Origin of the sequence: Streptomyces sp. NPDC020898 (assembly GCF_044333925.1) — a bacterium.
Lineage (GTDB): Bacteria > Actinomycetota > Actinomycetes > Streptomycetales > Streptomycetaceae > Streptomyces.
In genome coordinates this window covers 219,138-232,411 of record NZ_JBIRRV010000009.1, presented here as the reverse complement: position 1 = coordinate 232,411, position 13,274 = coordinate 219,138, and the positions used below count along the sequence as shown (strand labels likewise).

Below are 13,274 nucleotides of genomic sequence, written 5' to 3'. Positions count from 1 at the left end.
TCGCCGTCGGCGCGGCGTCGTGGTCTTCGGCGCCGGTGGTGTGTGGGGGGCGTCGGCCGGGTTGCGGATGCCGGCCGGCGTGGCGAGTCGGTCGGGTGTGGGGCGGACGTGACGGGCCAGGTCCGGCGTGGGTGTGTGGCGTCGCTGTCGCCGTCGGCGCGGTGTCGTGGTCTTCGGCGCTGGCGGTGTGCAGGGGGCGTTGGCCGGGTTGCGGATGCTGCCCGGCGTGACGAACTCGTCGGGTGTGGGGCGGACGGGACGGACCGGGGCCGGGGAGGGCGGATGCCGGCCCCGCGAGTGCGCGGGGCCGGTGTTCGCCGTGGGTGTGGGGCATCGCCGTCAGCGGCGGCGCAGCGCCGGGGTCTCCAGGGCCGGTGGTGTGTGGCCGACGTCCAGCGGGTTGAGGACGCTGCCCGGTGTGACCAGCGCGTCGATCCGGTCCAGTGCCTCGGCCGACAACGGGCGGTCCACCGCGGTGAGTTGGGACAGGAGCTGGTCGTGGGTGCGCGCACCCATGACGGCCGTGCTGACGCCGGGATGGGCGAGCACGAAGCGCAGGGCCAGCTCGACGAGCGTGCAGCCCTCGTCGGCGGCCACGCGGACGAGTTCCTCGACGACGGCGAGCTTGCGCGTACGCATCTGCTCGTCGGCGAAGTCGAAGTGCTCGCTGTTGCGCAGCGCGCGCGAGTCGCCCGCCGGTTCGGCGCCGGCCCGGTACTTGCCCGTCAGCCAGCCGCCGTTGAGCGGGCTCCAGACCATGACGCCCATCCGGTGCCGTTGCGCGGTGGGCAGGGCAGCGGCCTCGGCGTGCCGGGCCAGGACCGAGTACGACAGTTGCTCCACGGTGAACCGCTCGCGGCCACCGCGCCGCGCCGCCCACTGCGCCTCCACGATCTCCTCGGCCGGAAAGCTCGACGAGCCGATCGCCCGCACCTTGCCCGCCCGCACCAGGTCGCTGAGCGCACCGAGGGTCTCCTCGATGTCGGTGTGGGGATCGGGACGGTGGACGAGGTACACGTCCAGGTGGTCCGTCCCCAGCCGGCGCAGGCTGTCCTCCACGGCCCGTGTGATCCACAGCCGGGAGGTGCCGCCCCGGTTGCGGTCGAGCGGGCCCGCGGGCATCCGGCTCGCGACCTTCGACACCAGGACGACGTCGTCGCGCCGCCCCTTCAGCGCCCGGCCGATGATCTCCTCCGACTCGCCGAACGCGTACACGTCGGCGGTGTCGACGACGTTGACCCCGGCGTCCAGCGCCGTCGCCACCATGCGGTGGCACTCCGCCTCGTCGGTGTTGCCCCAGGCACCGAACATCATCGACCCGAGGCACAGCTCACTCACCTCGATGCCCGTCCCACCCAGAATCCGGTAGTGCACGCTGCCCTCGTCTTCCCAGCCGACGCCCTGTCGCTGTCCTCTCGCAGGCTCGCACAGCGGCAGGCCGCGAACCGATGTCGCGCGGGGCCAGCATCCCTGGCCTGCGTGTTGTGTCCGCAGCACATCGACCCACGGGCGCGTACGCGCCTAGTCTCGAAGAAATCCGCACCACTCACGATGGAGGTACCGTGGCCACCGGTCTCATTTCGGCACGCTGGACTCACGTCGCGCTGCCGACCGGCGATCTCGACAAGGCGATCGCGTTCTACACCACACTGACGCCGCTGGTCGTTGTCGAGCGGTTCAAGGACGCCGACGGCGAGAGCGTCTGGCTCTCCAACGACCAGCAGGCCGAGACGCCGTTCGTCCTCGTCCTGGTGTCGTTCAACAAGGACAAGGGCGCCCAGCTGGGCCTGCTGCACCCGTTCGCGCACCTCGGCATCGAGGTGCCGGCGCGGGAGGACGTCGACGCGCTCGCGGACCGGGCCCGCGAGCTCGGCTGCCTGCACTGGGAGCCGAGGCAGATGCCCGAGCCCGTCGGCTACATCTGCGCCCTGAAGGACCCCGACGGCAACGTCGTCGAGATCTCCCACGACCAGCGGGTCTTCACCTCGGTCCGCAAGAAGTGGGGTTCGTCCTGAAGGACACCCGCGCCACCGTCGAGGCCTACCTCGCGGCACTGAACGCGCACGACGCCGACGCCGTGGCCGCCTGCGTGGCCGAGGACTTCGTCAACGAGCACACGTCGTCGCTGGGGCAGAGCAGGAAGGGCCGCGCCGAGTACCGCGCCGCGCTGACCGGGTTCCTCGAGAACTTCGGGGACCTGCACTACGCGCCCGAGGGCGTCCTCGTCGACGGCGGGTCGGCCGCGGTGCCGTACGTCATGACGTTCCGGATGCGTTCGGCGGGCGACCGCCCCGTACGAGTACGCGGGGTCTTCGTGTTCACCGTCGCCGGCGGCCTCATCACGCGTAGGACGGACTACTGGGACAGCGGTGAGGTGCAGCGGCAGCTCGCGTGACGTCCCGGCCCGCAGGCCCGGAACCGGCGCCCTGACCCGGCAGCCTGCCCTGACGCCCCGCCCGCACACCCCGCCCGCTCTTCTGCGGACGGGGTGGCCGTGCCTTCCCCGACCGGCAGTTCTCTGAGCGTCACGCTGTCGCGAACGAGAGATGCCCGCCATGCGAGCAGACCGCTGGAGACACCGATGCCGATGGGCACGACGTGGTGCGCGGTAGGGGGTGACCCGGGCCGCGGCGCCTGTGAAGAACGCGGGCGCCGGTGTCAGCCGACGTCTGTGCCCAGCCCCTGGGCGACCGTCTCCTTCTTCTTCCTTCTTCCTCAAAAGGGACGGTGACCTGCCAGTGGAGCCCGCCATGATCGCGGCGCAGCTCCTGGCATGAGCCGGCCGGCCACGCCCGCCGGCCCGGCCGGCCACGCCCGCCGGCCCGGCCGGCCACGCCCGCCGGCCCGGCCGGCCACGCCCGCCGGCCCGGTCGGCCGGGCCTGCCCGCGGACGGCCCGGCCGAGTCCGCTGTGGGCCGGTGGGGCGGGAGCGTCGTGGTCGGTGCCGCGGAGAAGGGCTCGTCCATGAGCGCGAAAGGTCCGGCCGAAGACCAGGGGGCGCGGACGACGGCCACCGCTGTCGCATGCCCCTGGACAGCCTTCCGAGGTACTTGCCGGCGTAGTCGCTGAGGCCGACCGGCGTCAGTGGCTCGTCCGGATCTCCCGTGACAGAGACCCGGTCCGCGCCGCGTCGACGGTCGCGGAGCCGACCCACCGACTGGTTGATGCCGGCCGGCAGGGCGACGTCCTTGCGTGGCGTCAGCCATGGCAGCAGGGCGGGGGCCTGGGGGACCGGTCCGATCGCTTCCAGCGCGCAAGCCCGGTGCCGAAGTCATCCCGAGAGCGTCAGGCTGCCGCTGCTGTACGCGTCGAGCTGATCAGGCCGATGAACGGGCCGCGAGGTCTTCGACGGGGCCGGGGACGGCCCAGGGGAGCGACGTCGTCCAGGTGGTCATGACGGATCGTTTCCGGCCGACTGCGGTGCGGCCGGCTCCAGCGGGTTCAGCGTGTGGAACCGGCGTCCCTGATAGGTGAGCGGCTCCCCACCGCCGACCACCACACCGGCCACGTCGATCAGGATGATCGTGTGGTCGCCGGCGGTGAGGCGCTGGTGCACGGCGCCCTCGAGCGACAGGGTGGCGCCGTCGAGCAGGGGTGGACCGAGCTCACCCGGACTGAAGTGCGCCGCGGCGAACCTGTCGACGCCGGCTGTCGCGAACGCCTGCGCCACCGGGTGCTGGTCGGCCGCCAGGACGTTGACGGCGACCGACTCGGCCTGGCTGAAGGCCGGGTGGACGTCTGCCGTGTCGGCCAGACAGACCGAGATCAACGGCGGGTCCATCGACACGCTGGTCACCGAGTTGGCGGTGAAACCGTACCGCTGCCCGTCCACTTCGGTGGTGACTACACAGACAGACGTGACCATCGAGGACAGTCCGTCGCGGTATGCCTGCGGGTCGTGGCGGATGACCGGGCGGCGCTTGACGGCGTGATCCACGGAGGGAGTGGGCATGTCAGGCCACCGCCGTCTCGCCGGCACACTCCGGCGCGCCGCAGGCATCGCCGCCGAGAGTGATCCGGGACGGTCGTCGGGTCGCGGGATTCGACAGGGAGGCCGGCCCGGGGGCCGGCGGGGAGCAAACGGATCTCATCATGTCGTGCCTTTGCTAGGGATGCCCCGACGCTAAGATGGGGTGTCTCGTATGTCAATACGCCATCTCGCATTGAATGCCGCGGATGAGATCCAAGGGCTCGGCAAGGTTGTTCTCGTCGGCGGCGGGGGCCCAGCCACCGGTCGCGCATGCCCCACGGGCCGAGCGTGCCGTAGATGACGTAGACGTAGACGTAGACGTAGCCGGAGAAGGCGTAGGGGAAGGCGTAGTCGTCGGTGAAGGCCGGCGGGACGCCGGCCAGGTCGACCAGTAGCCGGGCGATCCGGAACTCGACCATGCCGCGTGTCGTTACCGGGGCCTACTTCGTCAGGCCTGCCGCCGCGCACTCGGTCGCGAGTCGGGGCACGCATATGTCGGAGGGTGTGTACATGCCGTCCCTGATGACCATGTCCTTGATGTTGTTCTTCGTCAGGGCGACAACGGGCACGAAGTGCGAGGGGATGCCCTTGTGGGTGGGGCTGTCGACCTCGTCGCGGGTGAGGGCGTCAAACTGCAGGCCTTTGCTCTGGGCCTTGGCCACGGCCATCTCCGCGGCGAGTTCGGCCTCCTGTGGATACGGTTTGTACGCGCTCATGTACTGCTCGCCGGCGACGATCCGCTGCACCGCCGAGAGCTCGGCGTCCTGTCCGGTGATCGGCGGCAGGTCGGTTACGCCTGCGGCCTTCAGCGCTTCGATGACGCCGCCCGCCAGACCGTCGTTGGCGGCGTAGACGCCCTTGATGTTGTTCTTGCCGATTTCCTTGATCGCCTCGGTCATGTTCTTCTCGGCGGTCTGCGGCTTCCAGTCCACGGTGTCGAACGACTTGGCGATCGTCACGTTGCGGTCGAGCGCGAGGAGCGCGCCTGCCTTGAACTGCTGGGCGTTCGGGTCTGTGGGCGAGCCGTTCATCATGACGATCTTGTCGGAGACGCCGGCGTCCTCGCCGAGGGCTTCCAGGAGGGAACGGCCCTGTATCTCACCGACGAGCTCGTTGTCGAAGGTGATGTACCCGTCGATCGGGCCCTCGGCCAGCCGGTCGTAGGCGATGACCGCAATACCGGCCTTCTTGGCCTTCTTCACTCCGCCGGCGATGGCGTGCGCGTCGACGGGGTCCAGCAGGATCACATCGACCTGTGCGTTGATCATCTGCTGCAGTTGCCGTGACTGCTCGCCCGGGTTCGCATCGGCGTTGGCGTACGCGACCCGGCCCTGGCCGTGGGTGAGGGACGCGACCTTCGCCTTGATGACGGGGTAATGGAACTGCTCGTACTGGGGGTTCGACCTTTCGGGCAGCAGCAGCCCCACGGTGATGTCGTCGCCTTTGGCCGGGCTCGCATCGTCGCTGCTGCTCACCGCGTCGAGCCCGCCGCAACCGACGAGCGAGACAGAGAGCGTGGTGGTGGCTGCGGATATGGCGATACGACGCATCGGGAGCTCACTTCAGGCGCGATCCGGACGTGGGTACCTGCATTGCGGCCCACCTGACAAAAGCCGAGACGGAGGCGTCCCTCGGTATCGAGCGGGGCTACCATACGATATGAGAGATGGCATCTCGCAATATGCATGCCCTCGACAGTCGCGCTGCACCATCGGGCCGCCCCGGCCAGGTGTCTGCTCCGTGACGTCGACGGGCGCCCGGTGGAAAGGGCGTGAACCGAGCCGTCGGTCCGCTCGACCTGCCACTCCGAGACGCCAGGCGCTGCGCTCGGGGTGGCCGCGCCGTGTGCATCCGTGGCCGGCAGCCCGCGGGGCGCTGCGGCCGACCTCGTGGAAGCGGCTCCCTGATCGTGCGCCCAACTATGACCTGTCCGGCCGATCACGCCGCAGGCGCGGGGTGGCCGTGACATCAGCCGCTCCGCGGCGGGCGCACATCTGCCGCGTTGTCGTCGGTTGCCGACTCCCCACGCTCGAACACCCTCGCGCGGGGGGACCCCCATCGCGTCGACGCCCTCCTCCGCCTTGCAGCTGCACGCTCCCCCACGCTCGAACACCCTCGCGCGGGGGGACCCCCATCACCCCGCTCACCGGCACTCAGGAGGTACCGCCGATTTCCTGCGACTTGATCGGCCGGACAGGTCCTGGTCCTAGCCGTCAGCTCACGTCCGGACGGGGTGTCTTCGTGTCCGCGCCCCGACGCTCCGTATCGCTGGGCGCGATGCCGTCTCGCATTGCTTGACATGATGTCGTCTCGCATTGAAAGATGCCGTCATGCGAGTGGTAACGACACACGCCGGCCTGGGCCGGATCGAGGACGGGGCCATCGCCCTGTTGGACACGGCTTTTCCGCACGTCGGAGCGGTCCTCGAACAGGAGGGATCGCTGCTGTGCCTGGAGTCGTGCGCGGTGCGCCGACGGATCCCGCTCGACGAAGCCACGCTCGTGGCGCCGTTGGGCCGCCCCCGGGCGGTGTGGGGCGTCGGCCTGAACTACCTGTCGAAGGCGGCCCGGGCCGGCCGGGGACTGCCCGAGCAGCCGATCCTGTACCTGGCCGCGTCGTCCGGTGTCCTGGCGCCGGGCGCACAGGTGGTGATCCCGCCGGCCGTGACCGAACCCGACTACGAAGGGGAGATCGCGATCGTCGTCGGGCGCCCGCTGTACCAGGCGTCCGAGTCGCAGATCTGGCCCGCGATCGCCGGCATCACCGCCGCCAACGACATGACGGCGCGTGATGTCATGCGTGCCACCGCCACGCCCGCGCTCGCCAAGAGCTACCCGGGATTCACGCCGCTCGGCCCGTCGCTCTGCACTCCTGACGACCTCGCCGACCGCGACGCGATCCGCGTACGGAGCTGGGTCAACGGCGAACTCATGCAGGACGACACGAGCGCCGGGATGATCTTCCCGGTCGCCGATCTGCTCAGCCGGCTCTCGTGGTTCACCGCCCTCGAACCCGGCGACGTCGTCCTCACCGGAACCCCGGCCGGCACCGGCCAGGACCGCGGGCACTTTCTCGCCGACGGCGACGAGGTACGGGTCGAGGTGGACGGCGTGCTGCCCCTCGTCACCCGCGTCGTGCGTCCCTCGGACGCCTCACCGCACGACCACCGGCTGACCCAACCGGTCAGCTGACCGCCCCTCACACTGGAGCACACACCAATGCCCATCTCTTCCCCGTCGTCCTACGACCTCGTCCTGGCCGGCGGCACCGTCATCGATCCGGCGTCGGGCACCAACGCCCGGCTCGACGTGGCCGTCACCGGTGACCGCATCGCCGCGATCGGGGAAGGGCTGGCGGCGGGCGCGGCCCGCACGATCGACGTCACCGGTTCCACCGTGCTGCCGGGCCTCGTCGAGGGCCACACCCACATCTTCCAGTACGTCTCCGCCGTCGGCGCTCCCGCCGAAGAGGCCCACCTGCGCCGTGGCGTCGTCGCCGCGGCGGACGCCGGCACCGCGGGCGCCTCGACGTTCGCGGCCTTCCGCAAGCTGGTGGTCGAGGCGAACCCGCTGCGCATCGTCAACTTCCTCAACGTCTCGGTGCTCGGCCTGATCGACTTCCGGTTCGGCGAGCTGCTCAACCCCGACACCCTGGTCCCCGAGGACGCGCTCGCGACCGCCGAGGCCCACCCCGACATCGTGCGCGGCTTCAAGATCCGGCTGTCCGAGGACGTCGTCGGCGAGCACTGGGAGTCGCTGCTGAAGAAGTCGGTGGCGCTGGCCGAGCAGGCCCAGCTCCCGCTGATGGTGCACATCGGCGAGACCGAGGAGCCGGTACCCGTCGTCCTGGACTACCTGCGCCCCGGCGACATCGTCGCGCACTGCTACACCGGCAAGCCGAACGGCATCCTCGACGGCGACCAGGTGCACCCGGCGGTCATGGCGGCCCGTGAGCGCGGTGTGCTGTTCGACTCCGCCCACGGCAAGAGCAACCTCAGCTTCGAGGTGGCACGCAAGGCGATCGCTGACGGATTCCTGCCGGACATCCTCAGCTCCGACACCAGCGCCCGTAACTGGCGCGGCCCGGTGTTCGACCTGCTCACGAGCATCTCCAAGCTGGTCGCGCTCGGCGCGCCGCTGGAGGAGTGCATACGGCGGGCCACCGTCGCCCCCGCACAGCTGCTCGGCCTCGACACCGAGGGCTACGGGCGCCTGGCGGTCGGCGGGCGGGCCGACGTCACGGTCGTCGACTGGACCGACGAGGTCACCCTGCCCGACGCCTCGGGCAACACGATCGTCGCGCCGCGCCTGGAGCCGTCCGTCGTGCTGCACGCCGGTGCCGAGGTCGACATCGTGCCGTGGCGCGGTCTGCCGGCGGCATGAGACGCCGGCCCGCCCCGGGGAGGACCCGATGACCGCCGGTGACGTCCACCTGCTGCGGCGCCGGCTGCGCGCGGCCCTGACGGCGGGGCGACCCGCCGTCGGGACGTTCGTCAAACTGGCCTCGCCCGACGTGGTGGAACTGGCCGAGGCGGCCGGGTTCGCGTTCGTGGTCGTCGACCTCGAACACTCCACCCTCACCGAACAGAACGCCGTCGACCTGGTGCGGCACGCCCATGTGTGCGGCCTGCCGGCTCTCGTCCGGGTGCCCGAGGTGGACGCCCCCGCCGTCAACCGGCTGCTGGAGGCCGGGGCGGCGGGGATCCAGCTGTCCATGCTCACCTGCGTCGACCAGACCGAGGCACTCGTGGCCGCGACCCGGTTCGCGCCCGCCGGCCGCCGCTCGGTCAGCCTCGCCAACAGGGCCGCCCGGTTCGGCGCGCTCCCGTTGGCCGCCTTCCTGGGCGCCGAGCAGGACGACCCGCCGGTGCTGGTCGGCCAGATCGAGACGGCGCTGACCGATCCGCTGCCGGAGCTGCTCGCCCCCTTCGACGTGTGCTTCGTCGGCAGCACCGACCTCGCGGTCGACCTGGGCCTGCCGGCCGACCCCGCGGTGCTGCGCGCCGCGGTGGACCGCGTACGCGAGGCCGCCCGCTCGGCGGCGGTGGCGTTCGGCGGCTGGACGCCGACCCGGGACGCCGCGGCACACCTGGGCCTCGGTGACGCCGGCTACCTGATCGTCGGCTCGGACCTGCAACTGCTGGCGACCGCCCTGAGGACGGCCGCCGGAGAGGAGAACCAGTGACCACACGCAACGCCGCACTGTTCAGCACCGTCCTCAACTGGGACGAGCTGCCGGTGACCCAGGTGCGGCCGGGGGTACGCCGTCGGGTCTACGCGACGGACGAGATGATGATCTGCCACCACGAACTAGACGTCGGCATGACCCTCAACCCGCACCGGCACGAGGACTTCGACCAGCTGGTCCACATCGCCCAGGGCCGTGCGAACTACTACGTGGACGGTGTCGCCCACGACATGCGCGCGGGCTCGTTCCTGCTGGTCCCCCGGGGCAGCGAGCACTACGTGGAGCCGACGGAGGCCCCCTGCGTGAACATCGACTTCTTCGTCCCACCGCGCGCCGACCTGCTTCCCTGACGACCGGTGCCGGGACCGACGCGGCCCACCCACACCCGAGTCACCGCCGGGAGGCGTGTCACATGACCCATATCGTCGTGTTCGGAAGCACGAACATGGACCTCGTCGCGTACGTCGCGAAGGCCCCGCAGCGCGGAGAGACCGTCAACGGACGCGAGTTCCGTACGATCCCCGGCGGCAAGGGTGCCAACCAGGCGGTGGCCGCGGCCCGCGCCGGCGGCACGGTGTCGATGATCGGCGCGGTGGGCACCGACGACTTCGGCGCCCGGTTGCGGACCGCGCTCGACGAGTCGGGCGTGGGCACCGGCCTGCTGCGCACCGCGAAAGGCCCCTCCGGTACCGCGCACATCGTGGTCGACGACGAGGGCGGCAACGCGATCGTCGTCGTCCCCGGCGCCAACGGCACCGTCACCGCCCTCACCCCCGGCGACGAGGCTCTCATCGCCGGCGCGGACTGTCTGCTGCTCCAGCTGGAGGTTCCGCTGGAGGGCGTCCTGGCCGCCGCGCAGGCCGCGCGCCGGCACGGCGTACGCACCGTCCTGACCCCGGCGCCCGCCCAGCCCCTGCCCGCCGCTCTCCTCGCCGCCACCGACCTCCTCGTACCGAACGAGCACGAGGCCGCCGCGCTCACCGGCATCACCGACCCGTACAAGGCGGCCGACGCCCTGCTGGAGCGGGTGCCCGAGGTGGTGATCACGCTGGGCTCGGCGGGCAGTGTCCACGCCGCCCGGGGCGCCGGGAAGATCACCGTCCCAGCGCGGCAGGTGACCGCCGTGGACTCGACCGGCGCGGGTGACACGTTCGTGGGCGCCCTGTCCGTGGCGCTCGGCGAGGGCCGGCCGATGCCGGAGGCACTCGCCTGGGCCTCGGCCGCGGCGGCGCTCTCCGTGCAGCGGCCGGGCGCCTCGGCGGCCATGCCGTACCGCGCAGAGATCGACGAACTCGCCGCGCGGGCAGGCTGATCATGGCCCCGTCGACGACCAGCGCGGTCACCCTGGACATCGACGGAGAGAGATACGCACTGCGCGTCGACCACCGCACCACCGTGCTCGACGTCCTGCGTGAGCGTCTCGGTCTGACCGGCACCAAGAAGGGCTGCGACCAGGGGCAGCGCGGTGCCTGCACCGTTCTGCTCGACGGCCGCCGGGCCGTGGCCTGCCTCCAGCTCGCGGTGGCGGCCCGGGGCCGCGAGATCACCACCGTCGAAGGCCTCGCGGACGGCGACCGACTGCACCCGGTCCAGCAGGCGTTCCTCGATCTCGACGGCTTCCAGTGCGGCTACCGCGCACCCGGGCAGATTTGCTCGGCCGTCGCGGTGATCGAGGAGCACGCGGCGGGCCGGCCCAGCGCCGTCACCGGCGACGTCCGCCCCGAAGCCGGCCCGCCGCGTTCTCCGCGGTGGGCCGGCTGTCGCTCCGGTGAGTGGGTCAGCCCCCGTTGGGTTCGCTGTCCGAGGTGCCCAGTCGCTGGGACAGCGCGCGGGCGGTCTCCAACAGTGCCTGGGCCATCGGTGACTTGACGTCGTCGGGGACGGTCGCCGTCGTGCCGACGACAGCGAGGGTTCCGCTGATCTCGTCGCCCTCGAAGATCGGCGCCGCGATGGTGCGGACTCCGTTGACGGCGGGGGAGTTGACCGACAGCCCGTACAGCCGGATGGCTTCGAGCTCGTCGGTGAGTTCGGACGACTTGCGGACCGAGCGCGGCAGCGTCGGTACCTGGTCCGGGGGCAGGAACGTGAGGAAGATCCGTCCCTGCGCCGAGGAGGTGAGGTCGAGACGCGAACCGACCCGGACGCTGATGCGCACCATGTGGGCGGTGTTGTCCACCGAGCGCACCACGGTCGCCGACTCCCCGTCCCAGACGGACAGCACGATCGTCTCGTCGATGCGCCGGACGAGTTCCTCCATGTACGGCTCGGCGGCGGCGACGATCGGGAGGCCGGCCCGCGCGGCCGCGGCGAGGGTCAGCACCTGCGGGCCGAGGGAGTAGAGCGAGGTGCGCTCGTCGTACCGCAGCAGGTTCGCCGCTCGCAGCGCCTTCGTGTAGCGGTGCGCGGTCGCCTTGCTCGCCCCGAGGCGGGCGGTGATCTCGTTGAGACTCATGTGCGGCTTGCCGACCGTGAACGAGCCGAGGATCAGCGCCGCACGCTGCACCGTCTGGATGGTCGGCGCGGTGGTCTCGGGACCGCTTTGCTCGCCGGTGCCGGGCTGCGCCTTCGTGGCCATGAAATCTTGCTCCTGTCCCCTACTTAGTAAGCTGGTAAGACGTTGAGTGGAACGTCGTATCGGATAGCGTAACGGCGACGGCCGACTGAATGTGCGGGAAGTTCCGGGAAGAGGCACTCACGCATCGGAGGAGTGCCCCGGCGTGAGCGAGCGCGCCGGGTCGAGCAGGGCGGCGATGTGGTTGACGGCGAGGGCCGCCTCGCCGAAGCCGATCGAGATCAGGCTGACCTTGCCGTCGTGGTCGGAGATGTCGCCGGCCGCGAAAACGCGCTCCCGGCTGGAGCGCATCGTGCGGTCGACGAGGATGCGCCGGCGTCGCAGCTCCAGTCCCCACTGCTCGATCGGCCCGAGATCGGCGATGAAGCCGAGCGCGGCGACGACGGACTGGGCGGGCAGGCTGATCCGGTCGCCGTCCGGGCTCGCGACCACGACCTCGGACACCGCCCCGTCGGCCGACCCGTCGCCGGAGATCTTCTCGACCTCGTAGGGCGTCAGGACCCGCACGGAGGACGCGTGCACCTGCTCGACGGTGCGTTCGTGGGCCCGGAACCGCGCACGCCGGTGCACCAGCGTCACCGACGAGGCGATCGGCTCCAGCGACAGCGCCCAGTCCAGCGCGGAGTCCCCGCCGCCGACCACCACGACGTCCTGACCGGCGAGTTCGTCCAGCCGTGGCACGAAGTACCGCAGTCCCCGGCCCAGGTAGTCGGAGCCCACCGGAAGCTCGCGGGGGACGAAGTTGCCGATCCCGCCGCAGACGAGCACCGCCCCCGCGGTGATCCGCGCGCCGGCGTCGGTGGTGGCGACGATGCCCTCGCCCGCGTCGTCGAGACGGGTGACCCCGTGCCCGAGCAGGTAGGCCGGGTTCCACCGACCGGCCTGCTCGGCCAGCCGGTCCACCAGGTCCTGGCCGCGGACGGCGGGGAAGCCGGCCACGTCGTAGACGAGCTTCTCGGGGTACAGCGCGGCGATCTGGCCGCCCACCTCGGGCAGCGCGTCGGCGATCGCGACGCTCAGGCCGCGGAAACCGGCGTAGTACGCGCCGTACAGCCCTGTCGGGCCGGCGCCGATGACGAGCAGATCGACGGAGATTTCGGAGCCGTCGCCCGTGGCGGTCGGGAGGCCGCTCACGCTCCCACCTCGGGGTGGTCGTGGCCGACCCGGCCGACCTTGCGCGCGCCGCCGGGCGACCCGAGCGGCTCGGCTCCGGCGATTCCGAGGGTGAAGAACTCGGTGTTGATGCGCTCGGCCTGCTGGGACTGGGCCGGCAGGTCCTCGTGGTGGAAGATCGAGATCTGCGGGCAGACGGGTTCGCAGCGCCCGCACTCGACGCATTCGTCGGGCTGGATGTAGAGCATCCGGTCGCCCTCGTAGATGCAGTCGGCCGGGCACTCCTCCATGCAGGACTTGTCCATGACGTCGAGACATGCCTGAGTGATGACGTACGGCACGGGCTTCTTGCCCTTCACACGGTCGCACAGTATGCGAGATGGCGTCTTCTAATGCGGAACGTGGAATGGATGATGACGGTGTAGGCCCAGG

Annotated in this window: 14 protein-coding genes and 1 pseudogene; 8 read left to right on the top strand and 7 right to left on the bottom strand. The window is 71.1% G+C overall.

From position 1 onward, the window contains the following. Window positions 1-339 precede the first annotated feature (339 nt). Window positions 340-1,374, bottom strand: a complete 1,035-nt coding sequence (locus ACH4TV_RS27910) for an aldo/keto reductase (RefSeq protein WP_398402746.1) — start codon at window positions 1,372-1,374, stop codon at window positions 340-342. 188 nt (window positions 1,375-1,562) lie between these two features. Between ACH4TV_RS27910 and ACH4TV_RS27905 the strand changes: the two genes are divergently transcribed. Together ACH4TV_RS27905 and ACH4TV_RS27900 are read left to right on the top strand one after the other, a co-directional pair. Further along, a complete protein-coding gene (locus ACH4TV_RS27905) occupies window positions 1,563-2,015 on the top strand; it encodes a VOC family protein (protein ID WP_398402744.1) in 453 nt (150 codons plus the stop codon). After that, a complete protein-coding gene (locus tag ACH4TV_RS27900; RefSeq protein ID WP_398402742.1) occupies window positions 2,000-2,395 on the top strand; it encodes a nuclear transport factor 2 family protein in 396 nt (131 codons plus the stop codon). The genes ACH4TV_RS27905 and ACH4TV_RS27900 overlap by 16 nt, the downstream gene beginning before the upstream one ends. A gap of 996 nt (window positions 2,396-3,391) precedes the next feature. Here the strand turns inward: ACH4TV_RS27900 and ACH4TV_RS27895 are convergent. From ACH4TV_RS27895 to ACH4TV_RS27885, 3 genes and pseudogenes are all read right to left on the bottom strand, one after another. Beyond that, window positions 3,392-3,952, bottom strand: coding sequence for a flavin reductase family protein (locus ACH4TV_RS27895; RefSeq protein WP_398402740.1), 561 nt, complete (start codon window positions 3,950-3,952; stop codon window positions 3,392-3,394). Between the two features lie 260 nt (window positions 3,953-4,212). Further along, a pseudogene (locus ACH4TV_RS27890) lies at window positions 4,213-4,395 on the bottom strand (hypothetical protein); the annotation flags it as partial. Window positions 4,396-4,410: 15 nt separating this feature from the next. Continuing rightward, window positions 4,411-5,520: a sugar ABC transporter substrate-binding protein gene (locus ACH4TV_RS27885; RefSeq protein WP_398402738.1), complete on the bottom strand. Its 1,110-nt coding sequence runs from the start codon at window positions 5,518-5,520 to the stop codon at window positions 4,411-4,413. A 780-nt stretch (window positions 5,521-6,300) separates the two neighbouring features. On the opposite strand from ACH4TV_RS27885, the gene ACH4TV_RS27880 reads away from it, so the two are divergent. The 6 genes from ACH4TV_RS27880 to ACH4TV_RS27855 all read left to right on the top strand — a co-directional run bounded on the left by ACH4TV_RS27880 (window position 6,301) and on the right by ACH4TV_RS27855 (window position 11,026). Beyond that, on the top strand, window positions 6,301-7,161 hold the full coding sequence (locus ACH4TV_RS27880; RefSeq protein ID WP_398402736.1) for a fumarylacetoacetate hydrolase family protein: 861 nt from the start codon (window positions 6,301-6,303) through the stop codon (window positions 7,159-7,161). 27 nt (window positions 7,162-7,188) lie between these two features. Then, a complete protein-coding gene (locus ACH4TV_RS27875) occupies window positions 7,189-8,352 on the top strand; it encodes an amidohydrolase family protein (protein ID WP_398402734.1) in 1,164 nt (387 codons plus the stop codon). A 28-nt stretch (window positions 8,353-8,380) separates the two neighbouring features. Beyond that, window positions 8,381-9,154 (top strand): HpcH/HpaI aldolase/citrate lyase family protein, encoded by a 774-nt coding sequence (locus ACH4TV_RS27870; RefSeq protein WP_398402732.1) that lies wholly within the window; start codon window positions 8,381-8,383, stop codon window positions 9,152-9,154. Beyond that, the gene (locus tag ACH4TV_RS27865; RefSeq protein WP_398402730.1) at window positions 9,151-9,507 is read left to right on the top strand and encodes a cupin domain-containing protein; all 357 of its coding nucleotides are present in this window, start codon (window positions 9,151-9,153) and stop codon (window positions 9,505-9,507) included. Before ACH4TV_RS27870 ends, ACH4TV_RS27865 begins: the two co-directional genes overlap by 4 nt. Window positions 9,508-9,569: 62 nt before the next feature. Continuing rightward, entirely contained in the window at window positions 9,570-10,469 is a 900-nt protein-coding gene (gene rbsK / locus ACH4TV_RS27860) for a ribokinase (RefSeq protein WP_398402728.1), read from the top strand. 2 nt (window positions 10,470-10,471) lie between these two features. Next, the gene (locus ACH4TV_RS27855) at window positions 10,472-11,026 is read left to right on the top strand and encodes a (2Fe-2S)-binding protein (protein WP_398402726.1); all 555 of its coding nucleotides are present in this window, start codon (window positions 10,472-10,474) and stop codon (window positions 11,024-11,026) included. Here the strand turns inward: ACH4TV_RS27855 and ACH4TV_RS27850 are convergent. The 3 genes from ACH4TV_RS27850 to fdxA all read right to left on the bottom strand — a co-directional run bounded on the left by ACH4TV_RS27850 (window position 10,935) and on the right by fdxA (window position 13,201). Beyond that, complete coding sequence (locus ACH4TV_RS27850; protein WP_398402724.1) at window positions 10,935-11,732, bottom strand: IclR family transcriptional regulator; 798 nt, start codon at window positions 11,730-11,732, stop codon at window positions 10,935-10,937. The two genes, ACH4TV_RS27855 and ACH4TV_RS27850, sit on opposite strands and share 92 nt — an antisense overlap. Window positions 11,733-11,849: 117 nt before the next feature. Continuing rightward, window positions 11,850-12,863, bottom strand: a complete 1,014-nt coding sequence (locus ACH4TV_RS27845; protein ID WP_398402722.1) for an NAD(P)/FAD-dependent oxidoreductase — start codon at window positions 12,861-12,863, stop codon at window positions 11,850-11,852. Further along, complete coding sequence (gene fdxA, locus ACH4TV_RS27840; RefSeq protein WP_398402720.1) at window positions 12,860-13,201, bottom strand: ferredoxin; 342 nt, start codon at window positions 13,199-13,201, stop codon at window positions 12,860-12,862. Before fdxA ends, ACH4TV_RS27845 begins: the two co-directional genes overlap by 4 nt. Window positions 13,202-13,274: the final 73 nt, after the last annotated feature.